This window comes from Rhodanobacter humi, from assembly GCF_041107455.1.
Taxonomy (GTDB): domain Bacteria; phylum Pseudomonadota; class Gammaproteobacteria; order Xanthomonadales; family Rhodanobacteraceae; genus Rhodanobacter_A.
In genome coordinates this window covers 2135321-2159366 of sequence record NZ_JBGBPY010000001.1, presented here as the reverse complement: position 1 = coordinate 2159366, position 24046 = coordinate 2135321, and the positions used below count along the sequence as shown (strand labels likewise).

The 24046-nt window shown below is 69.1% G+C and carries 20 protein-coding genes; 14 read left to right on the top strand and 6 right to left on the bottom strand.

The window, feature by feature from the left end; genetic code table 11:
- Positions 1-223 precede the first annotated feature (223 nt).
- From AB7878_RS18510 to pgm, 11 genes are all read left to right on the top strand, one after another.
- Positions 224-667, top strand: coding sequence for a GFA family protein (locus AB7878_RS18510; RefSeq protein ID WP_439653783.1), 444 nt, complete (start codon positions 224-226; stop codon positions 665-667).
- A 119-nt stretch (positions 668-786) separates the two neighbouring features.
- Entirely contained in the window at positions 787-1356 is a 570-nt protein-coding gene (locus AB7878_RS09540) for a YdeI/OmpD-associated family protein (protein WP_369494138.1), read from the top strand.
- 82 nt (positions 1357-1438) lie between these two features.
- Positions 1439-1801 carry a hypothetical protein gene (locus tag AB7878_RS09535; protein WP_369494137.1) on the top strand — a complete coding sequence of 121 codons (363 nt, stop codon included), beginning with the start codon at positions 1439-1441 and terminating at the stop codon, positions 1799-1801.
- 74 nt (positions 1802-1875) lie between these two features.
- Positions 1876-2661 (top strand): VOC family protein, encoded by a 786-nt coding sequence (locus AB7878_RS18505; protein ID WP_439653782.1) that lies wholly within the window; start codon positions 1876-1878, stop codon positions 2659-2661.
- Positions 2662-2874: 213 nt separating this feature from the next.
- Entirely contained in the window at positions 2875-3288 is a 414-nt protein-coding gene (locus AB7878_RS09525) for an MAPEG family protein (protein ID WP_369494136.1), read from the top strand.
- A complete protein-coding gene (locus tag AB7878_RS09520) occupies positions 3285-3653 on the top strand; it encodes a GFA family protein (RefSeq protein ID WP_369494135.1) in 369 nt (122 codons plus the stop codon). Before AB7878_RS09525 ends, AB7878_RS09520 begins: the two co-directional genes overlap by 4 nt.
- Positions 3654-3798: 145 nt before the next feature.
- Positions 3799-5202 (top strand): glucose-6-phosphate dehydrogenase, encoded by a 1404-nt coding sequence (gene zwf / locus AB7878_RS09515; protein WP_369494134.1) that lies wholly within the window; start codon positions 3799-3801, stop codon positions 5200-5202.
- The gene (locus AB7878_RS09510) at positions 5196-5903 is read left to right on the top strand and encodes an HAD family hydrolase (protein ID WP_369494133.1); all 708 of its coding nucleotides are present in this window, start codon (positions 5196-5198) and stop codon (positions 5901-5903) included. Before zwf ends, AB7878_RS09510 begins: the two co-directional genes overlap by 7 nt.
- 176 nt (positions 5904-6079) lie before the next feature.
- The gene (tal, locus tag AB7878_RS09505) at positions 6080-7183 is read left to right on the top strand and encodes a transaldolase (RefSeq protein ID WP_369494132.1); all 1104 of its coding nucleotides are present in this window, start codon (positions 6080-6082) and stop codon (positions 7181-7183) included.
- Positions 7180-8832 carry a glucose-6-phosphate isomerase gene (pgi, locus tag AB7878_RS09500; RefSeq protein WP_369494131.1) on the top strand — a complete coding sequence of 551 codons (1653 nt, stop codon included), beginning with the start codon at positions 7180-7182 and terminating at the stop codon, positions 8830-8832. The genes tal and pgi overlap by 4 nt, the downstream gene beginning before the upstream one ends.
- Positions 8833-8945: 113 nt before the next feature.
- Positions 8946-10592 (top strand): phosphoglucomutase (alpha-D-glucose-1,6-bisphosphate-dependent), encoded by a 1647-nt coding sequence (gene pgm, locus AB7878_RS09495; protein WP_369494130.1) that lies wholly within the window; start codon positions 8946-8948, stop codon positions 10590-10592.
- Positions 10593-10719: 127 nt separating this feature from the next.
- Here the strand turns inward: pgm and purD are convergent, their stop codons facing one another.
- On the bottom strand, positions 10720-12000 hold the full coding sequence (gene purD, locus AB7878_RS09490; protein WP_369494129.1) for a phosphoribosylamine--glycine ligase: 1281 nt from the start codon (positions 11998-12000) through the stop codon (positions 10720-10722).
- 401 nt (positions 12001-12401) lie between these two features.
- On the opposite strand from purD, the gene AB7878_RS09485 reads away from it, so the two are divergent.
- Positions 12402-14969: a putative bifunctional diguanylate cyclase/phosphodiesterase gene (locus AB7878_RS09485; protein WP_369494128.1), complete on the top strand. Its 2568-nt coding sequence runs from the start codon at positions 12402-12404 to the stop codon at positions 14967-14969.
- Positions 14970-15086: 117 nt separating this feature from the next.
- Here AB7878_RS09485 and AB7878_RS09480 read toward each other — a convergent pair whose 3' ends face one another.
- From AB7878_RS09480 to AB7878_RS09460, 5 genes are all read right to left on the bottom strand, one after another.
- Positions 15087-16451, bottom strand: a complete 1365-nt coding sequence (locus tag AB7878_RS09480; protein ID WP_369494127.1) for an AMP-binding protein — start codon at positions 16449-16451, stop codon at positions 15087-15089.
- A gap of 143 nt (positions 16452-16594) precedes the next feature.
- Positions 16595-17167 carry an L-threonylcarbamoyladenylate synthase type 1 TsaC gene (gene tsaC, locus AB7878_RS09475; protein ID WP_369494126.1) on the bottom strand — a complete coding sequence of 191 codons (573 nt, stop codon included), beginning with the start codon at positions 17165-17167 and terminating at the stop codon, positions 16595-16597.
- 189 nt (positions 17168-17356) lie between these two features.
- Positions 17357-19846, bottom strand: a complete 2490-nt coding sequence (locus AB7878_RS09470) for a DNA topoisomerase I (protein WP_369494125.1) — start codon at positions 19844-19846, stop codon at positions 17357-17359.
- A 135-nt stretch (positions 19847-19981) separates the two neighbouring features.
- Positions 19982-21112: a DNA-processing protein DprA gene (gene dprA / locus AB7878_RS09465; RefSeq protein ID WP_369494124.1), complete on the bottom strand. Its 1131-nt coding sequence runs from the start codon at positions 21110-21112 to the stop codon at positions 19982-19984.
- 82 nt (positions 21113-21194) lie between these two features.
- Positions 21195-22319 carry a LysM peptidoglycan-binding domain-containing protein gene (locus AB7878_RS09460; protein ID WP_369494123.1) on the bottom strand — a complete coding sequence of 375 codons (1125 nt, stop codon included), beginning with the start codon at positions 22317-22319 and terminating at the stop codon, positions 21195-21197.
- A gap of 144 nt (positions 22320-22463) precedes the next feature.
- Between AB7878_RS09460 and def the strand changes: the two genes are divergently transcribed.
- Together def and fmt are read left to right on the top strand one after the other, a co-directional pair.
- On the top strand, positions 22464-22973 hold the full coding sequence (def, locus tag AB7878_RS09455; protein WP_369494122.1) for a peptide deformylase: 510 nt from the start codon (positions 22464-22466) through the stop codon (positions 22971-22973).
- A 2-nt stretch (positions 22974-22975) separates the two neighbouring features.
- On the top strand, positions 22976-23905 hold the full coding sequence (gene fmt / locus AB7878_RS09450) for a methionyl-tRNA formyltransferase (protein ID WP_369494121.1): 930 nt from the start codon (positions 22976-22978) through the stop codon (positions 23903-23905).
- Positions 23906-24046: the final 141 nt, after the last annotated feature.

Here is a 24046-nt window from a genome sequence, read left to right as displayed (position 1 = left end):
GTGCGGGTTTTCTCGGACCAGGCACGGCGCGCTCCGTGCCGCGATGGCCCAAATACGGACGCGGCAACTCTGTGCCACTCGGTGCATCCGCGGGTGTCGCGCCGCGCCGCCACGCGGTGCCGCTCGAAACCGATGTCGCGCCGCATCGGCGGCGTCACCCGCCTGCATCTGACCGGGCAGGATCCTTCCCCGACCGGGGGCTTGCCCGCAGGGCAAAATCGAAGTGCTGCGCGCACCGCTAAACTCGGGCGCCAGGCGGCACAACAACCAACGGTGCATTCCTGTGAACCCCGAACAGCCTCCAATACCGCTGCACGGTTCATGTCACTGCGGCTCGGTCCGCCTGACTCTGCCGGCGGCGCCCGAAACGGCGACGAGTTGCAACTGCTCGTTATGCCGGCGCACGGGAGGGATATGGGCCTACTACGAACTTGGCGCAGTCCTCATCCAAGGCCACCCCGAAAACACGGAAAGCTACATTTGGGGTGATCGGACCCTGAAGAACGTTCGGTGCAAGACCTGCGGGATCGTCACTCACTGGGAGCCGCTTGAACCCGCGCCCGGCGCTCGTCATGGAGTGAACCTGCGGAACTTTGAACCCGGGCTCCTGGAGTCGATCGTCGTCAGTCGGTTCGACGGGGCAGATACATGGGAATTCCTGGATTGAGCACTTGCCGCTTCCCGCATTCGACGCTCGCAATTTCGCAGGTGCCGTCCAACAACTTGTTCAAGACGGGCGGCCTCGCCGCCGCTCGACTCAAGCGTTATGCCTCAAACAGGTAAGGCATGAACGACGACAAAATCACGTTCGCCAACCAGGAAGACTGGGAAGCATGGCTTGCCTCGAATGGAGAGGTCGTCACCGGCGTTTGGCTGCGCCTGGCGAAGAAATCCGCGAAGCAGCCAACCCTTGGTTATGCGCAGGCGCTCGAAGGCGCTCTTTGCCATGGCTGGATCGATGGCCGGAAGCAAGCGGAGAGTGAACACTATTGGCTTCAGCGGTTCACCCCCAGGACTGCCAAAAGCATCTGGTCAAAGATCAACAGGGCAAAGGCCGAGGCATTGATATCGGCCGGAAGGATGCACCCGACCGGGCTTCGCGAAATCCATCGCGCCAAGCAGGACGGGCGCTGGGAAGCCGCCTATTCATCTGCAAGCACATCAACGGTGCCTGACGATTTGCAGCAAGCTCTGGACAGAAACCCGAAGGCAAAGCGGTTCTTTGCAACCCTCAATAGCCAAAACAGGTACGCAATTCTGTTCAGAATCCAGAATGTGAAAACGGCTGAAACACGTGCAAGGAAAATTGCCCAGTTCATCGACATGCTCAACCATGGCGAAAAGATCCATCCATAGCTTGAGTCGGCCTGACAGGACGCGGCAGCCGACCGGATGCCTCGGGCACCGCTTGACTCAAGCGTCAAACCGCCGGACAACCATGACCACCTACCGCGTGAAATTCGACTTCGTCGTCCACTTCACCAATGGCGGGAGCCTGTCGGCGCAGGATTTCCGTCTGGACATTCCGGAAAACAGCATCACGGATGACGCACTTGCCGCCCATCTCATCCAGGACATGCGCCTGCTCATGGCCGGCCAGGTGGACATCTCCAACAAGCAGATCATCGAGGAGCCGCACAAGCGCGGAGCCATCGCTACCGCGGGGCTCCCCCGATCGACCGTCGACCTCGCGGAATGCGGCCTTTCGGCCGCGGAACTCGTGGCGCAGGCCAGGGAACACCCGGTCCGGGTGATCGCTGTCGACGGAGAGTGCTACAAAGTCTCCAGACTGGTGGTCTGACGATCCATCCGGGCCGGCACCGTTTCGCGGCATGGCTCGACTCAGGTCCGGTTTCGAAACATGGGGCGAACAGCATGAACGACATCGATTCGGCTCACCCGGCGACTCACCCGTTCGATGCGATGGCCAAGGCGCCGGAGCATCACTTCGTCCCGCTGGACAACGGCAGGGTCCGCGTTCTCGATACGAAGGTCGAGCCCGGCCGGCGGACGCCCGTGCGCGCGCACGAATGGCCTGCCGCGCTGTACGTGCTGAGCTGGAGCGACTTCGTTCGCTACGATCCCGAGCGCAACGTCCTGCTGGACTCGCGCAACCTTGCCGCCCGACCCGCGGCGGGCGCGGCGCTCTGGGGTGGTCCGATCGGCTCGCACTTCGTGGAGAACGTGGGCAGCACCGTCCTGCACATCGTTGCCGTGGAGATCAAGGATCCTGCGGAGGCCGGGGCTGACCGGCGTCGGGCCTCGCACGATTCACCCACTTCGGGAGCACTCATGTTCGACCATGTCGTATTCGGCGTCAGCGACTACGCCGCAAGCAAGGCGTTTTTCCTCAAGGCACTCGCACCGATCGGCATGGCCGTGGTTTTGGAAGGGTCGCTCGGCATCGAGCTCAGCGCGGACGGCAAGGTTTCGCTGTGCCTGTTCCCGACCGCGGAGAAGCCGGCGCATCTCCACCTGGCGTTCGTGGCCGAGAACCGCCAGCAGGTCGACGCCTTCCATCGCGCGGCGCTGGAAGCGGGCGGCACCGACCATGGCGCACCCGGCCTGCGTCCGAACTACAGCGGGAAATACTACGCGGCCTTCGTGATCGGTCCGGACGGGCACAACATCGAAGTGGTCTGCCACGAAGCCGAGGACTGACCATGCATCCCGGTGGATCACGGAGCCATGCGCCTCGCCTGAACCTGCCGGGGGAGGGGCCGCACGGAACGGACTCCAGCGAACCGGCAACGGATGGTGGCGTCCGCCGGGGCGCCGGTCGGTTACCTTTGCGCAAGCCGTGCGCCGGCCGGGGTTTCGCCCGGCCTGCATGCTCCGGAACTTGTCCTTCAGATCTCGCCAGCGAGGGCCGCCATGATCTCTCCCAGTTCGATCGCGTTGACGGGCTTCATTGCCTGGGCACTGCTCCTGCTCGTGCTCATGGAGGTCATCCGCACGCAGCTCGTGTTGCGCGGCAAGGTTCCCGCCAATGGATTCATGCCGGACAACTCGGGGCTGTCGCCCTTCATGCAGCGGCTGGCCAGGGCCCACGCCAATTGCATCGAGGGCCTGCCGATCTTCGGCGGCCTGCTGCTGGTCGCGGTGGTCACGGGCAGGACGGCCATCACCGACCAGCTCGCCTGCGTCTTTCTTGCGGCGCGGGTGTTCCAATCCCTCATCCACCTGGCCTCGACCAGCGCAACCGCGGTCACGATCCGCTTTGCGGCATTCGCCGTGCAAATGGCCATCGGTCTGTACTGGGCTTTCAGGCTGCTGGTATCGGCGTGACCCTCCATCCATCCCGGCGGACGCGCCCGGGCTCCTTCGTCCGCCGCGCTCGAGCCGCAGCCACGAAACGCGACGGTCGGTGCCAGTGCGGGAAAGTCTCGTACCGATGCCCTGCGGAGCCGCCGTTCCGGTTCGACTGCCGTTGCACGGACTGCCGGGAGAGCACCGGCGCCGCCTGCGCCCCGCCGATGTTCTTCGCGCGGGAGGGCGTTGAAATCACGGGAGCTGCACTGCCACGAATCGACCGACGACAGCGGAAACCGGCAAGGCGAGGGTTTTGTCCTTCCTGCGGCACCCAAGTGGCTGGCGCTGACGATGCGCCGTCCGGAAAGCGCGCACCAGCCATCCCGCGCCGATTCCCGTAGCATCGCTTATGCGCGAGCTTCACCCCGCGCCCGGCAAGCTGGGCGGTGTGCCAAGCCGCGCACGCGACATCCTGCGATGCGGGCGCCGGCCTTTGCGGCGCATCCCCACGCCGCGCCCCTGCCAACCTGGAACAGACCCCGGCTCATGACGAACCCCGCTTCCGACGCCCTGGTGTTTTTCGGCGCCACCGGCGACCTGGCCTACAAACAGATCTTCCCCGCCCTGCTGGCGATGGTGGCGCGCGACGGGCTGGACGTGCCGATCATCGGCGTGGCGCATGCCGGCTGGTCGGTCGAGCAGTTGCGCCAGCGCGCGCACGACAGCGTGGCGGAGGCGGCGAAGAAGACCGGCAAGGGTGTGGACGAGGCCGCGTTCGCGAAGCTCGCCGCGCACCTGCGGTACGTGGACGGCGACTACAACGAGGCGGCCACCTTCGCGCAGCTGAAGCAGACGCTGGGCGCTGCGAAGGCGCCGCTGCACTACCTCGCGATCCCGCCCGCGCTGTTCGGCACGGTGGTGACCAGCCTCAAGGCCGCCGGCTGCGCGGACGACGCGCGGGTGGTGGTGGAGAAGCCGTTCGGTCGCGACCTCGCCTCGGCGCAGGCGCTGAACCGCACGCTGCACACGGTGTTTCCGGAGTCCGCGATCTTCCGCATCGACCATTACCTCGGCAAGGAGGCGGTGCAGAACCTGCTGTATTTCCGCTTCGCGAACAGCGTGCTGGAGCCGGTGTGGAACAACCGCTACGTGGACCGCGTGCAGATCACCATGGCCGAGGAGTTCGGCGTGGATGGGCGAGGCAGCTTCTACGAAGGCGTGGGCGCGATCCGCGACGTGCTGCAGAACCATCTTTTGCAAGTGACCTCGCTGCTGGCGATGGACGCGCCGATCGGCAGCGACCCCGCCGCGCTCAACGCGGAGAAGCTCAGGCTGTTCCGCGCGATGCGCCCGCTGCAGCCCGCGGACGTGGTGCGCGGCCAGTTCCAGGGCTACCGCGAGGTGTCCGGCGTGGCGCCGGATTCCGACGTGGAGACCTTCGTGGCGCTGCGCCTCGCGATCGATACCTGGCGCTGGGCTGGCGTGCCGTTCCTGATCCGCGCCGGCAAGAAGCTGCCGCTCACCACCACCCAGGTGATGGTGGACATGAAGGCGCCGCCGCTGTCGGTGTTCGACGCGATAGCCGCGCCGCAGTCGAACTACTTCCGCTTCCGGCTCAGCCCGCAGGTGGTGATCGCCGAAGGCATGCGGGTGAAACTCCCGGGCGAGGCGCTGCGCGGCGAACCGGTGGAGCTGATCGCCCGCCACCACAGCGGCGTGGAGATGGCGCCCTACGAACGCCTGCTCGGCGACGCGCTGCGTGGCGACAACGCGCTGTTCACCAGCGACGAATGCGTGGAGGCGGCCTGGCGCGTGGTGGACAACGTGCTCGACCACAAGGACGCGGTGCGCCCCTACGCGCCCGGCAGCTGGGGCCCGCCCGAAGCGGCGGCACTGGCCGGCGACGAAGGCTGGCACGACCCGCAGCCGGAGGCCGCGCCGCCATGCTGATCGACACTGCCGCGCCCGAGCCCCTGGTGTTCCTTTTGGACGTGGACGACACCTTGCTCGACAACGACCGCTTCGCCGCCGACCTCGGCGACGAGCTGGAACGCCATTTCGGCGCCGCCGAGCGCGAGCGCTATTGGGCGATCTACGCCGAGCTGCGCGAGGAGCGCGGCTACGCCGACTACCTCGACGCCCTGCAGCGCTTCCGCAGCGGGCTGGACAACCACCCGGCCCTGCTCGCCATGTCCGGCTTCCTGCTGGATTACCCGTTCGAGCTGCGGCTGTTTCCCGGCGCGCTGGAAACCGTCGCCCATCTGCGCACGCTGGGCCGGCCGGTGATCCTCTCCGACGGCGACGTGGTGTTCCAGCCGCGCAAGATCCACCGCGCCGGGCTGTGGCAGGCGCTGCAGGGCGACGTGCTGGTCTACCTGCACAAGCAGCAGAGGCTGGACGCGATGCAGCAGCGCTACCCCGCCGCGCATTACGTGATGGTGGACGACAAGCCGGACATCCTCGCCGCGATGAAGCGCCAGCTCGGCGCGCGGCTCACCACCGTGTGGGTGCGCCAGGGCCATTACGCCGTCGCCGCGGCGAACCAGCCCATCGAGCCCGCGCCCGACCTTTCGATCGCGTGCATCGCGGAACTGCGGGAGCGTAAGCTTGGAGATCTGCTGCCCGGCGCGGCCGCGACGACCGCCGTCTGAGCAAAACACTTTCCCACCACCCCAATGCCTCGAACCTTGCCCCACTCCCGAGACGTCATGCCCGCGAAAGCGGGCATCCATGGCGATCTTCGGCGAGTCCAGCCATGGATTCCCGCTTTCGCGGGAATGACGCCGCTGCCAGGTTCGAAGCCTTGCCCATCATCCCCGGAGCCAGCATGAAAGCCACACAGCAGTTGCACAACCTCGGCCAGAGCCTCTGGCTGGACAACATCACCCGCAGCCTGCTCGACGACGGCACGCTGGCGCGCTACATCGCCGAGTATTCGGTGACCGGCCTCACCTCCAACCCCAGCATCTTCGACGCGGCGATCGGCGGCGGCGACGCCTACGACGCCGGCATCCACGCCAAGTCGCTGGTCGGGCTGAAGGGCGAGGAACTGTTCATGGAGCTGGCGCTGGAAGACCTGCGCCGCGCCGCCGACCTGTTCAAGCCGGTGTTCGACGCCACCCACCAGGTCGACGGCTGGGTGTCGATGGAGGTCTCGCCGCTGCTCGCCGCCGACACCGCCGGCACCATCGCCGCCGCCGCCGCGATCCACGCGCAGGCGCAGCGGCCGAACCTGTACGTGAAGATCCCCGGCACGCCCGAGGGCGTTCCCGCGATCGAGGAGGCGATCTTCCGCGGCATCCCGATCAACGTGACCCTGCTGTTCTCCTGCGCGCAGTACCAGGCCGCCGCCGAGGCCTACCTGCGCGGCATCGAGCGCCGCGTCGCCGCCGGGCTGGACCCGCAGGTGGCTTCGGTGGCCTCGCTGTTCATCAGCCGCTGGGACGTGGCCGCGAACCCGCAGCTGCCCACGGAGCTGCACAACCAGCTGGGCATCGCGGTGGGCAAGCAGAGCTACCGCGCCTACCGCGAACTGCTGGCCTCACCGCGCTGGCTGAAGCTCGCCGCCGCCGGCGCGCGGCCGCAGCGCCTGCTGTGGGCCTCGACCGGCACCAAGGATCCGAACGCGCCCGACACGCTGTACGTCGATGCGCTGGCCGCACCCGACACCGTCGACACCATTCCCGAGAAGACCTTGCACGCAGTGGCCGACCACGGCAAGCCCGGCGCGGTGCTGCCGGTGGACGGCGGCGACGCCGAAGCGGTGCTGGCGACGATCGCCAAGGCCGGCGTGGACCTCGATGCGCTGGCGAAGAAACTGCAGGACGACGGCGCCGACGCCTTCGTGAAGTCGTGGAAGCAGCTGCTGCAGCGCATCGCCGACAAGCAGGCCGCGCTGGCGGCCAGGGGCAAGGAGCCCGTCGCCCGATGAGCCGCGCCGATCTCACCCTGCTGCCCGAGTGGCAAGCCCTGCAGCAGCACTGCAACCAGCTTGAGACCCGCCACCTGCGCGAGCTGTTCGCCGCCGACCCGAAGCGCGGCGAGCGCCTGGTGGCCGAGGCTGCGGGCCTGTACTACGACTACTCCAAGCAGCGCGTCAACGACGATACCCTGCGCCTGCTGCGCGCGCTGGCCACGGCGCGCGACCTCAAGGGGCGCATCGCGGCGATGTTCCGCGGCGAGCGCATCAACGCCACCGAGAACCGCGCCGTGCTGCACGTGGCGCTGCGCGCGCCGCGCGGCGAGAAGATCCTCGTGGACGGCCACGACGTGGTGCCCGACGTGCACGCGGTGCTGGACCGCATGGCCGCGTTCGTCGACGCCGTGCGCGGCGGCGCGTGGAAAGGCCACAGCGGCAAGCCGATCCGCAACGTGATTTCCATCGGCATCGGCGGCTCCGACCTCGGCCCGGTGATGGCGTATGAAGCGCTGCGCGACTACAGCCGGCGCGACATGAAGTTCCGCTTCGTGTCCAACGTGGACGGCACCGACTTCGCCGAAGCGGTGCGCGACCTCGACGCCGCCGAGACGCTGTTCATCGTCTGCTCCAAGACCTTCACCACGCTGGAGACACTCAGCAACGCGCACGCGGCGCGGGCCTGGTGCGTGGCCGCGCTGGGCGACGAGAAAGCGGTCGCCAAGCACTTCGTGGCGGTGTCCACCGCCGCCAAGGAAGTGGAAAAGTTCGGCATCGACACCGCGCAGATGTTCGGCTTCTGGGACTGGGTAGGCGGCCGCTACTCGATGGACTCGGCGATCGGCCTGTCCACCATGCTCGCCGTCGGACCCGACCACTTCCGCGCGATGCTCGCCGGCTTCCACGCGATGGACGAGCACTTCCGCAGCGCGCCGTTCGAGCAGAACCTCCCCGTACTGATGGGCCTGATCGGCCTGTGGAACGCGAACTTCCTCGACGCCACCACGGTGGCGGTGCTTCCCTACGAGCAGTACCTGAAGCGCTTCCCGGCCTACCTGCAGCAGTTGACGATGGAGTCGAACGGCAAGCACGTCACGCTGGACGGCGCGCACGTGGACTACGCCACCGGCCCGATCTACTGGGGCGAGCCTGGCACCAACGGCCAGCACTCGTTCTACCAGCTGATCCACCAGGGCACGCGGCTGGTGCCCTGCGACTTCATCGGCTTCGGCCAGACCCTGCAGCCGGTGCCCGCCCAGGGCGGCGGCGACCAGCACGACTTGCTGATCGCGAACCTGATCGCCCAGGGCGAGGCGCTGGCCTTCGGCAAGACCGCCGAGGAAGTGCGCAACGAGGGCACGCCGGAGGCGCTGGTGCCGCACCGCACGTTCGAGGGCAACCGGCCCAGCACCACCATCCTCGCCGAGAAACTCACGCCGTACGCGTTGGGCACGCTGGTGGCGCTGTACGAGCACAGCGTGTTCGTGCAGGGCGCCATCTGGGACATCGATTCCTTCGACCAGTGGGGCGTGGAACTGGGCAAGCAGCTGGCGAAGACCACCATCGCCGAACTCGTCGCGACGACCGAGCCGAAGCTTGCGCACGACAGCTCGACCAATGCCTTGATCCGTCGCTATCGTGCGCTGCGCGACAACCAGTCGTAACGTTTTTGTAGGAGCGGCTTCAGCCGCGACGCTCTCCTCGACCCGATCGAAACGTCGCGGCTGAAGCCGCTCCCACAAAGTCGGCGACACGCCATGAAAGGTTTCCAAAGCCCATGAGCCAGCAGATCAGCCCGCTCGCCGGCAAGCCGGCGCCGGCATCCATCCTCGTCGACATCGGCAAGCTGCTCGGCGCGTACACGGCGGTGAAACCCGACCCGTCGGTGCCCGCGCAGCGCGTAGCGTTCGGCACCTCGGGCCACCGCGGCTGCTCGTTCGACGGCAGCTTCAACGAGCAGCACATCCTCGCGATCAGCCAGGCGATCTGCGACTACCGCAAGAGCAAGGGCATCGATGGCCCGCTGTTCATCGGCGCCGACACCCACGCGCTGTCGCAGCCCGCGTTCGAGAACGCGCTGGAAGTGCTGGCCGCGAACGGCGTGGCGACGATGATCTCCGCGGGCGGCGAGTTCACGCCCACGCCGGCGGTGTCGCACGCGATCCTCGTCTACAACAAGGGGCGCACCACGGGCCTCGCCGACGGCATCGTGATCACGCCCTCGCACAACCCGCCCGACAACGGCGGCTTCAAGTACAACCCCACCAACGGCGGCCCCGCCGACACCGACATCACGAAGTGGGTGGAGAACCGCGCGAACGCGATCCTCGAAGCCGGGCTCAAGGACGTGAAGCGCGTGCCGTTCGCGCAGGCGCGCAAGGCCGCCACCACGCACGAGCACGATTACCTCGGCGCCTACGTGGCGGACCTCGCGAACATCATCGACTTCGACGCGATCCGCGGCGCCGGCGTGTGCATGGGCGTGGACCCGCTGGGTGGCGCCGGCGTGCACTACTGGGCGCCGATCGCCGAGCGCTACCAGCTCGACCTCAGCGTGGTGAGCAGCGAGGTCGATCCGCAGTTCGCGTTCATGACGGTGGACTGGGACGGCAAGATCCGCATGGACCCGTCCTCGAAGTACGCGATGCAGCGACTGATCGGCCTCAAGGACAAGTACGACGTGGCCTTCGCCTGCGACACCGACCACGACCGCCACGGCGTGGTGTCGCGCTCGGCCGGCCTGATGGAACCGAACCACTACCTCTCGGTGCTGATCGACTACCTGTTCCGCCACCGCCCGCGCTGGAACGCGAAGGTGGCGGTGGGCAAGACCGTGGTCACCACCGCGCTGATCGACCGCGTGGTCAAGCGCCTCGGCCGTTCGCTCGTCGAGGTGCCGGTGGGCTTCAAGTGGTTCGCCGAAGGCCTGTTCGACGGCCAGCTCGGCTTCGGCTGCGAGGAAAGCGCCGGCGCCTCGCTGCTGCGCCACGACGGCTCGGTGTGGACGACGGACAAGGACGGCCTGGTGCCCGCCCTGCTCTCCGCCGAGATCACCGCGCGCACGGGCAAGGACCCCGGCGAACTGTTCGGGCAGCTCACCCGCGACCTGGGCCGCCCGTATGCGAACCGCGTCGAGGCCGCCGCCACGCCCGCGCAGAAGGCCAAGCTGGCCAAGCTCTCGCCCGACCAGCTGAAGACCGATTCACTCGCCGGCGAGAAGATCGTGCAGGTGCTGGACAAGGCGCCCGGCAACGGTGCCGCCATCGGCGGCATCAAGGTGGTCAGCGAAAGCGGCTGGTTCGCCGCCCGCCCCTCCGGCACCGAGGCGATCTACAAGATCTACGCCGAGAGCTTCAGGGACGAGGCGCACCTCGCGAGCCTGCTGCAGGAAGCGCAGTCGGTGGTGGATGCGGCGTTGGCCTGAGGTGTTTTCCCTCCCCCGCTCGCGGGGGAGGGCGCCGAAGGCGGGCGGGGGCGCGGCGCAGCCGCGCTGCATGCACGAAGGGCACCCACCCCAGCCCTCCCCGGCAAGCAGGGGAGGGAGAAATCCATCAGCGGTGCAAGGCCCGGTGCGCGATGTCGCGCCGGCAGAACGCGCCGTCGAAGCGGATCTTCGCCACGGCGTCATACGCATGCTCGCGGGCGGCGGCGATGTCCTTGCCCAGCGCGCAGACGGTGAGCACCCGGCCACCGGCGGTGACGGCGCGACCTTCGGCATCGAGCTTGGTGCCGGCGTGGAACACCTTGGCGTCGGCACCGAAGTCCGCGTCCAGGCCGTCGATCACGTCGCCGCTCTTCACCTTGCCGGGATAGCCGCCGGCCGCCACCACCACGCCCAGCGACGGCCGCGCATCCCATTGCGCGCGGGTCTGCGCCAGCCGGCCGTCCAGCGCGGCCTCGATCAGCTCGACCAGGTCGGACTTCAGGCGCAGCATGATCGGCTGCGTCTCCGGGTCGCCGAAGCGTACGTTGAACTCGATGACTTTCGGGTTGCCGGCCTTGTCGATCATCAGGCCCGCGTAGAGGAAGCCGATGAACGGCGCCCCCTCGCTGGCCATGCCGTGCAGGGTGGGCTCGATCACTTCCCTGAGGATGCGCTGCTCCACTTCGGGCGTGACCACCGGCGCGGGCGAATACGCGCCCATGCCGCCGGTGTTCGGGCCGAGGTCGCCCTCGTCGCGACGCTTGTGGTCCTGGCTCGAGGCCATCGGCAGCGCGTGCTGGCCGTCGCTCATCACGATGTAGCTCGCTTCCTCGCCGTCGAGGAATTCCTCGATCACCACCCGCGCCGAGGCGTCGCCGAACGCGTGCGCGCCCAGCATGTCGTGCAGCGCCAGCTCCGCGTCGGCCTGGGTCAGCGCCACCACCACGCCCTTGCCGGCGGCCAGGCCGTCGGCCTTGATCACGATCGGCGCGCCGTGCGTGCGCACGTAGGCCAGCGCCGGGTTCAACTCGGTGAACACCGCGTAGCGCGCGGTGGGGATGTTGTGGCGTAGCAGGAAATCCTTGGCGAAGGCCTTGGAGCCTTCCAGCTGCGCGGCGATCGCGCGCGGCCCGAAGATGCGCAGGCCCGCGTTGCGGAACCTGTCCACCACGCCCGCCACCAGCGGCACCTCGGGGCCAACCACGGTCAGCGCCACCTTCTCGCGCTTTGCCAGCGCCAGCAGGCCGTCCAGATCGGTCACCGCCACGTCCGCGTTGCGCACGCCGCGCTCGCGCGCGGTGCCCGCGTTGCCCGGCGCCACGATCACCTCGTCCACCCGCGGCGACTGCTTGAGCTTCCACGCCAGCGCGTGCTCGCGCCCGCCGTTGCCGATGACCAGGACTTTCATGCCGATGACTCCGAGGGGGCGCCGCGTGGAAATGGACGGCCATTGTAGCGGCTGCTGCTGCGACGGCCCCGGATGGCCCGACGGCTTGCAGGTGCGGGCGACGCAAATCGAAAGACTTTCCGGCGGGCGCGTTGCGACAACGCCGGAGACAACGTGTGCGATGGCTTGCCTGAAAAGGCCCGCATCGCCTGCCGATCAGGCCGTGGCGGCAAATGCAGCCATCCCTGACCGATCCCGCGGACGGTCCGCCAGGGCTCGCCCCGGGACGGGCCCGCGGCCCTACGGTAAAGTCCGCAAGCCGTTTGCGTCCGTGTCGGCCGAGAGGGCGACGCGTTCCCGGACGGTGGTGGGTCGTCGACCGTGCAAGCCATGTCTCCTGATCGAAAACAGAGGGTGATTCCTTGCCGCCTGCCTCGCCCGGCACCTCGCTGATCCACCGGCTGTCCCTCACCCTCTGGGGGCTGTTCCTGGCACTGCTGCTGTTGCTGTCGGTGCTGGGCTACGTCGCCCTGCGGCTGGCGGCGGATCGCGTGGTGCCGCTGGCCATCCGGCAGTGGGTGCAGCTCAAGGCGCAGACCAACGAGAGCCTGTTCGTGCAGGCCGACGCCAGCGTGCGCCGGCTGCGCCAAACGCTGGTGCAGCGGCTGGACCAGGCTCCGCCCGATACGGCCGGGCGCTTCGACAGCTTGTTCGCGCGCAGTCCGGACGGGCTGTGGCGCGTGCGTCCCGGGTTGGTGGACACCGAGAACGCCCCCACGCTGTACCTGCACGACGGGCCGCATGGCCTCCCCGATTCGGTGCGCCTGCGCGCCGTCGTCAGCTACGAACTGCTGCGCGAGCAAGGCCCTGCGCTGGTGCCGCCGTTCTTCTCGACCTACATGGACTTCGTGGAAAACGGGCTGATGGTGTATGCCCGCGGCATCAATTGGGGCGGCAACGCCGATGCGCGGGCCAGCAACGCGAACTATCCCACCATGCTGGGCGCCGACCCGCGCCGCAATCCCGGGCGCCAGGTGTTCTGGACGCCGGTGTACCTGGACCACCAGGCCCACACCTGGATGGTATCCGCCATCGCGCCACTGGACTGGCACGGCCACTGGGTGGGCACGCTGGGGCACGACGTGGCGATACAGACACTGATCGACTCCGTGGCTCCTCCTCGCCCCCACGCGGCCGTGCAACAACTCATCATGGACAGCCGAGGCGACCTGATTGCCCACCTGCAGTTGCGCGAGCGCATCGCCGCCGCGCAGGGCCAGCTGCAGATCGCCGCGTTGCGGGATCCCGCGCTCGAACAGGTGCTGCGCATGGTGCTGGCCGCCCGCACCGACGCCGGGACGGGCCGCACGCCCGACGGCAGCCAGTGGGTGGCCTGGTCGCGCATTCGCGGGCCGGGCTGGTTCCAGGTGAATGTGCTTCCGGAGAAGCGCGTGGACCAGTGGGTCTTGCTGTGCTGGCTGGCGATGTGCGCCATCGGCCTGCTGGTGCTGGCGCCCGGCCTCTGGCTGCTGCGCCGTCGCGTCGATGCGCTGGTGACCCGTCCGCTGCTGCGCCTGACCCATGCCGTGGACGAGCTGGGCCAGGGGCGCATACCCCAGCCTATCGCGCTGGGCGGCCCCGACGAGCTGGGGCGGTTGGCGAACGCCCTCGACACCATGGTGGCCGAGCTGGCGCAGCAGCGCGAGCGGCTCACCACGCTGGCCGAGTGCGATGCCCTGACCGGGCTGCACAACCGCCACTACTTCGAGGCCGAACTGGCGCGCTTCTTCCGGGGCGGCGCGCGCGCCGGCCAGCAGGGCGCCGTGCTGCTCTTCGACCTGGACGAGTTCAAGTACGTCAACGACACCTTCGGCCATTTCGCGGGCGATGCGATGCTGCTGCGCGTGGCGGGCGAAACCAGGGCGCTGGTGCGCGGAACCGACAGCTTGTGCCGGCTGGGCGGCGACGAGTTCGCCGTGTTCATGCCCCACGCCACGCTGGACGGCGCCCTGGTGCTGGCGGAGCGCATCGTGCGCACCGTGGGGCGGATGGCGCTGGAAATCGAAGGACAGTCCCTGCGGCTGACCGCCAGCCTGGGCGTGGCGCACTACCCCGACCACGGCCAGGGCGCGGAAGAACTCGTGTCGCATGCCGACATGGCGATGTACCAGGCCAAGCGCCTGGGCAAGAACCGCTGGAACGTCTACCGCTCCGACCGCAACGCCGTGCAGGCCATGGCCACCCGCCTGGCCTGGAACGAGCGCATCGAGCACGCGCTCGAACGCAACCTGCTGCGCCTGCATTTCCAGGGCGTGTACCGCACGAGCGACGGCGGGATGACCCACCTGGAAGCGCTGGTACGCATGGTGGACGAGGCCGATCCCGCGCAGTGCATCCTGCCGGACCAGTTCATCGGCCACGCCGAGAAAAGCGGCAAGATCCTCGACATCGACCGCTGGGTGGTGCGCGAAAGCATCGCGTTGCTGGCCGCACACCCCCGGCTGCCGGCCCTGGCCATCAACATCTCGGGGCGCTCGTTCGACGATCCCGACCTGCCCGGCTTCATCACCACCGAGCTGGCCAGGCGGGGCGTGGCGCCGAAGCGGTTGCTGGTGGAGCTGACCGAGACGGCCGCCATTTCCGACCTGCGCGACGCCGAGCGCTTCATCGACGCGCTGCGGCACGCCGGCTGCACCCTGTGCCTGGACGATTTCGGCAGCGGCTTCGCCTCGTTCGCCTACCTCAAGCACCTCAAGGTGGACATGCTCAAGATCGACGGTCTGTTCATCCGCAACCTGCCGCACGACCGCGACAACCAGGTGTTCGTGCGCTCCATCATCGAAGTGGCCCGCGGCATGGGCAAGCACTCCGTGGCCGAATTCGTGGAAGACGAGGAAACCTTGCGCCTGCTGCGGGAATTCGGCGTGGACATGGTGCAGGGCCACCACCTGGACAAGCCCCGCGCGGATCACCCTGCGCTGCGGGAATGACCTCGTGCTTGTCGGCGCGGCAACGACTGCCGCGCTGAAAGCGGCCGCTTCGCAACGGGACGATTGCGTGCGAAGCCGTCGCCGCCGCCGGATTTTCGGCAGGCAGAACCCGGCGAGTCAGTCCAGCAGGTCCAGCAGCGCGCCGCGCGGCAACTTGCCCGTCTCGTTGCGCGGCAGTACATCCACCAGGCGCAGGCGGCGGGGCAGGAACACCGGGTCGATGGCGCGGCGCAAGGCGTCGAGGATCGCCGCCTCGGTGAGCGCGGGCGCCACCGCCAGCGCGGCGATGCGGCGCACGCCGGCGGCGTCGGGTTCATCGAGCTGGAACACGATGCCGTCCTGCACACCCGGTATCGCCAGCAGGCGCCGGGTGAGGTCGCCCAGCGAGGCGCGCTTGCCGGCGATTTCCAGCAGATCGGTGTTGCGGCCGCACAGGCGGAAGCGACGGCCTTCGTCGTGCAGGCTCACGATGTCGGCCAGCACCACCGGGGCGTCGAGCTGGGGCGCCTCGATCAGGGTGCCGTCGGGCTGCGGGTGCAGGCGCACGCCTTCGTACAGCGTCCAGTCCACGTCGCGGGTCACGCGACGGCTGGCGAAGGCGCAGGTCTCGGTGGAGCCGAACACTTCCAGCAGCGGCGCGCCGAAGGCCTGTTCGGCGGCCTGCGCCAACTCGGGCGGCAGCGGCGCGGTGGCGGACAGGATCGCCGCCAGCGGCGGCAGCGCGGTGCCGTCGGCGACCAGCGCACGCAGATGCACTGGCGTGGTCACCAGCACGCGCGGCGCGGGCACCTCGGCCAGCCCGGCGGCCACGTCGGCGGGGAAGAACGGCCGCCCCGCGTGCACGCCCACCTCGCCGAGCAGCGGCAGCAGCACGCTCATCTCGATGCCGTAGATGTGCTGCGGCGGCACGGTGGCGACCACGTGGAAGCGCTCGCCGGCCACGGCGGCGAGCATCGCCCGGGTGCCGGCGCTGCTGGCGGTGAGGTTGCGCCAGCTCTTGGCGTTGGCGCGCGGCGCGCCGGTGGAGCCGGAGGTGTAGCCGATCGCCACGATCTGTTCGGCGGGTATCGCCGGCGCCAGCGCCGACACGGCGTCGGGATCGACGTCCAGCACGGGCAGCTTGCGGTAGCCGTGCGGCGCGGGTGACAGCGCCAGTTCGCCCAGCGCATAGCTGCCGGGGTGCGCGGCCATCACTTCCTCAACCGCCTGCGGCGCGCGCGAAGGCGGCAGCAGGTTGGCCTGGCCGCGCCGCGCGATGGCGCAGAACGCGACCAGGAAGGCGTAGCGGTCCTCGCACAGGTTCACCGCGGCGCTCGCCTCGGGCAGCAACGCGGCGACCTGTTCGACGTGGGCGAGGAACTGCGCCGCGCGCACCGCCACGCCGTGGCGCCAGGCCACGATGCGGCATGGGTCCCCGGCGTGCAGCAGGGGCAGCACGGCTTGCGCCGATTCACGCTCCAGGCTGTCGTGGACGATGGCCAAGTGTTGCTGCTCTCCCAGGTTGGCGGCCACCAGCGGCCGCGCTGCGCCCCGCCCATGCGAGGGTGGCGTCCGGATGCTAGGGGTTCCCCTTGCTCGCGCTGCTGAATCGCGCTCGCCAGTCGCAGTCGCGATTCACCGGCGAGTCAGGCGCGGATGATAGCGCCGGTGAGTGCATCGCGGATGGTGGTGGGGCGGTCCTGTGCGCCCAGCGGGGCGTCGAGCAGGCCGGCCAGCGTGTCGCCGAAGTAGTCGCGCACGGTCTGTGCGCTCTTCGCGGGCGGCCTACCGTGCGGGTTCGCGCTGGTGGAAACCAGTGCGCCGCCATACGCGCGGCACAGCGCGGCAGCGGGTTCGTGGGCGGTGACGCGCAGTGCGATGCCCGCGTGTGCACCGACCACCCAGTCGGGCACGGCGGCGCTGCGCGGGAAGATCCAGGTGTGCGGGCCGGGCCAGCTGGCGCGCACCTCGTTCAGCACCGTGTCGGGTACCTGCGCGAAGTCGATGTAGCGCTCGACCTGGACGAAGTCGGCGGCGATCAGCAGTACGCCCTGGGTGGCGGGACGCTGCTTCAACGCGAAGATCTGGTCGAACGCCGCGCGGTCGTGCGGGTCGCAACCCAGGCCGTAGACTGCCTCGGTGGGATAGGCCAGCACGCCGCCCGCGCGCAGCAGCGCGGCGGCGGCGGCGAGTTCGGCCAGGGTGAAGGTTTGCGGCATCGGGTCAGTGATCCACGGGCGCCATGCCCATGGGGGTGCGGCAGCCGGATGCATGGGGCTGGCGCAGGTCGGGCCGTAGGTCGGGCTTCAGCCCGACTTGTTCCGTGTGTCGGGCTGAAGCCCGACCTACGGGCATTGCCGTTCCCCGGGCGGCAGCGGGCAAACGCGAAGCCCGCAACATGGCGCGCATCAGGCGGGCGTCTTCTTCGCGGCGACCTTCTTCGCGGCAGCCTTCTTGGTCGCGGTTTTCTTGGTGGCCGTCTTCTTCGCCGGCGCCTTCTTGGCGGCGGCCTTCTTCACCGCCGTCTTCTTCGCGGCCGGTTCCTTCTTCGCCGCGGTCTTTTTCACGGCGGCGGTCTTCTTGCCGAAGCGGCCGCCCTTCTTCACCGGTGCGGCGGCGAGCAGCTCCAGGCACTGCGCCTCGGTGAGTTCCTTGGGCTCCTGGTCCTTGGGGATGCGCGCGTTCTTCTCGCCGTCGGTGATGTAGGGGCCGTAGCGGCCGTTGAGCACCTGCACGCCGTTGCCGAAGTCCGCGATCACGCGGTTCGCGAGCAGGGTGAGTTTCTCTTCCACCAGCTGCATCGCGCGCGGCAGTTCGATGGTGTAGGGATCGTCCTCGGGCTTGAGCGAAGCGTAGGTGCCGCCCTGTTTCACGAACGGGCCGAAGCGGCCGATGCCCACGCTCACCTCGTCGCCGTTCGGCGCGGCGCCCAGCTGGCGCGGCAGCTTGAACAGCTCCAGCGCCTCGGCGAGCGTGATGGTGTGCATGCTCTGACCGGGGCGCAGGCTGGCGAATTGCAGCTTCTCGTCCGAGTCCTTGTCGCCGATCGCGGCATACGGTCCGAAGCGGCCCAGGCGCACGAACACCGGCTTGCCGCTCTTGGGATCGGTGCCCAGCTCGCGCGCACCGGTGGCCTCGCTGCGGTCCACCGATTCGGTCTTCTCGTCCACCTGCTGCTTGAACGGCTGCCAGAAGCGCTGCATCAGCGGCACCCAGGCTTCCTCGCCGCGGCTCACCGCGTCGAGCTCGTCTTCCAGCTTGGCGGTGAAGTCGTAGTCCACGTAGCGGCTGAAGTGCTGGGCGAGGAACTTGCCCACCGCGCGGCCGATGTCGGTGGGCTTGAAGCGGCGGCTGTCGAGCAGCACGTATTCGCGGTTCAGCAGCACCTGGATGATGCTGGCGTAGGTGGACGGACGGCCGATGCCGTATTCCTCCAGCGCCTTTACCAGCGAGGCTTCCGAATAGCGCGGCGGCGGCTCGGTGAAGTGCTGGTCAGTCTGGACGTCCTTCAGCGGCACGTCCTCGCCCTTTTCCAGCCGCGGCAGACGGCGGCCTTCGTCCTCGTCGTCCGCGTTCTTCTGGTCGCGGCCTTCCTCGTAGACGGCGAGGAAGCCGGGATCGACCACGGTGGTGCCGGTGGCGCGGAACGCGGCGGGACCGCCCGCGGCATGCGGCAGCTCGAAGTCCACCGACACGGTGTTCAGCGTGGCGTGGAGCATCTGGCAGGCCACGGTGCGCTTCCAGATCAGCTCGTACAACTTGCGCTGCTCGTCGTTGAGGTAAGCCGATACTTCGCGCGGCGTGCGCATGGCGGAGGTGGGGCGGATCGCCTCATGCGCCTCCTGCGCGTTCTTGCTCTTGGCCTTGTAGAACTGCGGGCCGTCGGGCAGCGCCTTGTGGCCGTAGTCGCGGGCGATCAGCGCGCGCAGCTCGGCCAGCGCGTCGTCGGCCAGCGCCACCGAGTCGGTACGCATGTAGCTGATGAGGCCCACGTTGCCCTCGCTGCCGAGGCTCACGCCTTCGTACAGGCCCTGCGCCACCTTCATCGTGCGGCTGGTGGTGAAGCCGAGCTTGCGCGCGGCCTCCTGCTGCAGGGTGGAGGTGGTGAATGGCGGCGCGGGGCGACGCTTGCGCTCCTTGCTGCCCACCTCGGCCACGGTGAGGCGGCCGTGCGCGGCTTCCTTCAGCGCGTTGCGCGCGGCGTGCGCATCGTGTTCGTTGGTGAGGTCGAACTGCTCGAACTTCTTGCCGTTGAGTTTGGTGAGCCTGGCGCTGAATTCGCCGTCGGCGTGGCGCAGTTGCGCTTCCACCGTCCAGTATTCGCGCGCCTTGAACGCCTCGATCTCCTCCTCGCGCTCCACGATCATGCGCAGCGCGGGCGACTGCACGCGGCCGGCGGAGAGGCCGCGCTGCACCTTGCGCCACAACACCGGCGACAGGTTGAAGCCGACCAGGTAGTCCAGCGCACGGCGCGCCTGCTGCGCGTCCACCATGTCCAGCGACAGCTCGCGCGGCGCGGCCACCGCGGCCTTGATCGCCTTCGGCGTGATCTCGGAGAACACCACGCGGTGCAGCTGCTTGCCCTTGGTGAGGCCGCGGTCCTTGAGGATCTCGCTGATGTGCCAGCTGATTGCCTCGCCTTCGCGATCCAAGTCGGTCGCGAGGTAGATGTCGTCGGCCAGCTTGGCCGCCTTGGCGATCGCATCGACGTGCTTCTCGTTGCGTTCGATCACCTCGTACTTCATGGCGAAGCCGTGGTCCGGATCGACCGCGCCCTCCTTGGGCTTCAGGTCGCGCACATGGCCGTAGGAAGCAAGGACCTGGAAGTCCTTGCCGAGGTATTTGTTAATCGTCTTGGCCTTGGCGGGCGACTCGACGATGAGCAGGTTCTTGGCCATGAATCTCTGATTGGGTGGTGTGGTGATTCATGCCGCAGTGCGACATGTCTATATATTAGTGAGACCACGCCGGCCGGCAGACTGTCAAGCCGGGCGGCGTGAAAGCGCGCCGTGGCGCGGGTTTCGGGGCACCGACTACCCCGGCATGCACTGGTAGCGGTTGCCGGGCAGGCCGGCCACGCGCCCCTCCAGCTCCAGCATCAGCAGCATCGAGGACAGCGCCGCCGCGGCCAACCCGCTGCGCCGCACCAGCTCGTCCAGTGTGGCCGGGTCGTGGCCCAGTGCATCGAGCAGGCGGCGGTAGTCCGGGTCGTCGCGCCAGCCGCCGTCGCGGATGGGGGCCGGGGCATCGGGCCGGGCCAGCCGCTCGGCCAGTTCCACCCCCAGCGCACGCGCCGCCGGGGCCAGCGCCTCGATCACCTCGGCCGGCTCCTCGACCAGCCGGGCGCCGTCGCGGATCAGCCGGTGGCAGCCGCGCGCCAGCGGGTTGGCGATGGAGCCCGGCAGCGCGAACACCTCGCGACCCTGCTCGCCGGCCAGCCGCGCGGTGATCAGCGAGCCGGACTGCAAGCCCGCCTCCACCACCACGGTGCCCAGCGCCAGCCCCGAGATGAGGCGGTTGCGGCGCGGGAAGTGGTCGGCGCGCGCCGCAGTGCCGGGCGGGAACTCGCTGACCACGGCGCCCTGCGCCGCGATCCGCTGCGCCAGCGCGTGGTGCTTGCGCGGGTAGACCCGGTCCGGCCCGGTGCCGACCACTGCGACGGTGGCGCAGCCCGCATCCAGCGCGGCCGCGTGGGCGGCACCGTCGATGCCATCGGCCATGCCGCTGGTCACCGTGAAACCGGCCAGCGCCAGCGCGCGGGCGAAGCGGCGCGCGTGTTCCAGCCCCGCCGGGCTGGCGCCGCGCGCGCCCACGATGGCCACCTGCGGATGCAGCAGCAGGCCGGCGTCGCCGGCCACGAACAGCGCGGCGGGCGGCTGCGGGATGGTTTCCAGCAACGGCGGGAAATCCGCCTCGGTGCAGCGCAGCAGACGATGGCCGGGTTCGGCCAGCCAGGCGAGGTCGGCGGCGAGGCGCGCCTCGTCGGGCGCGTCCAGCCAGGCGGCGGCGCCCTCGTCCAGCGCGGCGGCCTGCCGGCGCAGCCGCACCAGCGCGGCATCGATGCGGCCGTCGGCCGCGGCCAGCGCCTCGCGCAGGCCGCCCTGGCCCAGGCCCGGAGTGCGCAGGGCGGTGAGCCAGGCGCGCAGTTCTTCCGTTTCGTCCATCACCGCAGTGTACGCAGTCGGCTCCAACAAAAACGGCGCGGACTGAGCCGCGCCGTCGTGTCGGTCGATGCCTATGTGAACCTTATTCCGGCAGGCGCAGCTTGTCGCCCTTCTTCACCGGACGCAGGCCGTCCATCACCAGGCCGTAGCTGACGTTGTCGAAGGTGCGGAACACCATCACGTGGCCGATGTATTCCTCCGGCAGGGTCACCCGCTTGCCCACACCGCGGTTCCAGCTGTTGCTGGCCACGTCGTCGTGGATGTTCTCGCCGGGCTGCCAGATCGCGAAGGTGGTGCCGTTGTCCACGCCGTCCTTCGAGCCCACCGACAGCGCCACCACCTGGTGCGGCCCCACCGCGTCCATCGCGTCGGTGAACGCGATCACGCGGCCGTCCTTGGGCTGGTCCTTCGGCGGATGCGGGTAGAAGTACGGGTCGTACGGGTTGTCGTCCACCGGCATGATGCGGTCGCCGCTGCGCACTTCCTGGGTGGAATCGAGCAGCAGCAGGGTGGACGGGTCGCCGGTGCGCAGCGTCTCGGCGGTGCCGATCACCTTCACCTCGACGCCCATGTCGCGGCCGCGGCGATAGTGGCCGGAGCCGTTGTCGAAGTCCTCTTCCCACGGCGACTTCACCATCGCCGCGTTCGCGTACAGCTCGTCGCCGAACACCGCATTGCCGCCGGAGCCGTCGTCGAAACCGCGGAACACGTGCTCGGGCCGCACGATCGCCCAGCGCTGGCCGGGCTGGCTGTCGAGGCCGCGCACGTAGAGGTTCTGGCCCGAGGTGGCGCGCAGCTGGTTCTCTTCCACGCCCACCACGTAGGGGGCCTTGCTGACCGCGCTGGAATCCATCACGCGCAGGTCCTTCAGGAAGGTCTTCAGCGCATCCAGCGGGATCGCCGGCACCGCCTCGCCTTCGCGGTGCATGCTGGGCGTCAGCTTCAGCGCGGGACCGTTGATGAAGGACAGGTTGAGCACGTCGCCCGGGTAGATCAGGTGCGGGTTCTTCACCTGCGGATTGGCCTGCCAGATCTCCGGCCACAGCCACGGCTTGACCAGGAATTTCGCCGAAATGCCCCACAGCGTGTCGCCGCGGCGCACCGTGTACGAATCGGGATGGTTGCTGCGCAGCTGCGCGGCGCCGGCGGCACACACCGCTGCCGCGACCATGGTGCCGGCCAGCACCGTGAAGGCTTTCTTGAACATTGGTGGGAATCCCCCTCCCCGCGGTGAGAGCGAGTGTAACCGAAGCATTAAGCGGTGCAATCGGCACCGGGTCGCAGAATCCATGGCCGCCGTGGGGGCATTGCCGTCGGCTCGTCCACGCCGGTGGCGTACTACAATACCGGCATGTCCTTGCTCACCATCCTCGAATTCCCCGATCCCCGCCTGCGCACCCGGGCCGCGCCGGTCGGCGTGTTCGACGCAAAACTCCGGCAGTTCGTCGCCGACCTGTTCGAGACCATGTACGCCGCCAACGGCGTGGGCCTCGCCGCCACCCAGGTCAACGTGCACCAGCAAGTGCTGGTGATCGACATGAGCGACGAGCGCAACCAGCCGCTGGTGCTGATCAATGCCGAGATCGTCGAGAAGGACGGCGCCCAGGTCTACCAGGAGGGTTGCCTGTCCTTCCCCGGCGTCTATGCCGACGTCACCCGCGCGCTGAAGGTGAAGGTGAAGGCCCGCGACGTGGACGGCAAGGAATTCATCTACGAGGCCGAGGGTCCGCTGGCGGTGGCCGTGCAGCACGAGCTGGACCACCTCGCCGGCAAGGTGTTCGTGGACTACCTCTCGCCGCTGAAGCGCTCGCTGCTGCTCAAGCGCCTGGAGAAGCAGCGCAAGCAGGCGGCCAGCGCTTGAGCATGCGGGTCGTCTTCGCCGGCACGCCCGAATTTTCCGTCCCCTGCCTCGAAGCCTGCCGCGGGAGCGGCGCCGACGTGGTGGCCGTCTACACCCAGCCCGATCGCCCCGCCGGCCGCGGCCGCAAGCTCGCGCCCAGTCCCGTGAAGCAGGCCGCGCTGGCCGCCGGCATCGCGGTGGAGCAGCCCGAATCACTGAAGGGCGCCGAGGCGCAGGCTGCGCTGGCCGCGTATCGACCCGACCTGATGGTGGTGGTGGCCTACGGCCTGATCCTGCCGCGCAAGGTGCTGGCGATCCCGCGCCTGGGCTGCTGGAACGTGCACGCCAGCCTGTTGCCGCGCTGGCGCGGCGCGGCGCCGATCCAGCGCGCCATCCTCGCCGGCGACGCCGAGACGGGCGTGGATCTCATGCAGATGGAGGCCGGCCTGGACACCGGCCCGGTGCTGCTGGAGCGGCGCACGCCGATTTCGCGCGCGGACACCGGCGGCTCGCTGCACGACCGCCTCGCCGCGCTCGGCGCGGAAGCGCTGGCCGAAGGCCTGCGCCACGTGCTGGCCGGCAAGACGATGGCCGCCACGCCGCAGGCCGCCGACGGCGTCGTCTACGCGCACAAGCTGGACAAGGCCGAGTCGGCGCTGGATTTCGCCCGACCGGCGATCGAGCTGGAACGCCAGGTGCGCGCCTTCGACCCGTGGCCTGGCAGCGATGCGGAAATCGCCGGTGAGCGGGTGCGGGTCTGGGGCGCCACGGCCCTCGACCAGCGCCACGCCGCCGCGCCCGGCACCCTGCTCGCCGTCCACCGGGACGGTCTCGACCTCGCCTGCGCCGATGGCGTGCTGCGTGTCACCGCGATCCAGCGCGCCGGCGGCCGACGCATCAGCGCCGCTGACTACCTCAACGCACGCCCCGAACTGCGCGAGGCCCGCCCATGACCCGCGCCCGGGTCCCTCTCCCCCACGGGGAGAGGGCTGGGGTGAGGGTCGGGTACTCGCGGGAGCATCACCGGCTCGCCGCCCGGAAACCTGGGCCGCACGGTCCACGCCAGCCCGAACTTCATGGCAAGCTCCGTCCCC

What these genes read in the sequence shown, in the direction of transcription:
- AB7878_RS09540 (WP_369494138.1), top strand. Translation starts at nt 787, where the DNA reads ATGAACGACGACAAAATCACGTTCGCCAACCAGGAAGACTGGGAAGCA.
- AB7878_RS09535 (WP_369494137.1), top strand. Translation starts at nt 1,439, where the DNA reads ATGACCACCTACCGCGTGAAATTCGACTTCGTCGTCCACTTCACCAAT.
- AB7878_RS18505 (WP_439653782.1), top strand. Translation starts at nt 1,876, where the DNA reads ATGAACGACATCGATTCGGCTCACCCGGCGACTCACCCGTTCGATGCG.
- AB7878_RS09525 (WP_369494136.1), top strand. Translation starts at nt 2,875, where the DNA reads ATGATCTCTCCCAGTTCGATCGCGTTGACGGGCTTCATTGCCTGGGCA.
- zwf (WP_369494134.1), top strand. Translation starts at nt 3,799, where the DNA reads ATGACGAACCCCGCTTCCGACGCCCTGGTGTTTTTCGGCGCCACCGGC.
- AB7878_RS09510 (WP_369494133.1), top strand. Translation starts at nt 5,196, where the DNA reads ATGCTGATCGACACTGCCGCGCCCGAGCCCCTGGTGTTCCTTTTGGAC.
- tal (WP_369494132.1), top strand. Translation starts at nt 6,080, where the DNA reads ATGAAAGCCACACAGCAGTTGCACAACCTCGGCCAGAGCCTCTGGCTG.
- pgi (WP_369494131.1), top strand. Translation starts at nt 7,180, where the DNA reads ATGAGCCGCGCCGATCTCACCCTGCTGCCCGAGTGGCAAGCCCTGCAG.
- pgm (WP_369494130.1), top strand. Translation starts at nt 8,946, where the DNA reads ATGAGCCAGCAGATCAGCCCGCTCGCCGGCAAGCCGGCGCCGGCATCC.
- purD (WP_369494129.1), bottom strand. Translation starts at nt 12,000, where the DNA reads ATGAAAGTCCTGGTCATCGGCAACGGCGGGCGCGAGCACGCGCTGGCG.
- tsaC (WP_369494126.1), bottom strand. Translation starts at nt 17,167, where the DNA reads ATGCCGCAAACCTTCACCCTGGCCGAACTCGCCGCCGCCGCCGCGCTG.
- AB7878_RS09470 (WP_369494125.1), bottom strand. Translation starts at nt 19,846, where the DNA reads ATGGCCAAGAACCTGCTCATCGTCGAGTCGCCCGCCAAGGCCAAGACG.
- dprA (WP_369494124.1), bottom strand. Translation starts at nt 21,112, where the DNA reads ATGGACGAAACGGAAGAACTGCGCGCCTGGCTCACCGCCCTGCGCACT.
- AB7878_RS09460 (WP_369494123.1), bottom strand. Translation starts at nt 22,319, where the DNA reads ATGTTCAAGAAAGCCTTCACGGTGCTGGCCGGCACCATGGTCGCGGCA.
- def (WP_369494122.1), top strand. Translation starts at nt 22,464, where the DNA reads ATGTCCTTGCTCACCATCCTCGAATTCCCCGATCCCCGCCTGCGCACC.
- fmt (WP_369494121.1), top strand. Translation starts at nt 22,976, where the DNA reads ATGCGGGTCGTCTTCGCCGGCACGCCCGAATTTTCCGTCCCCTGCCTC.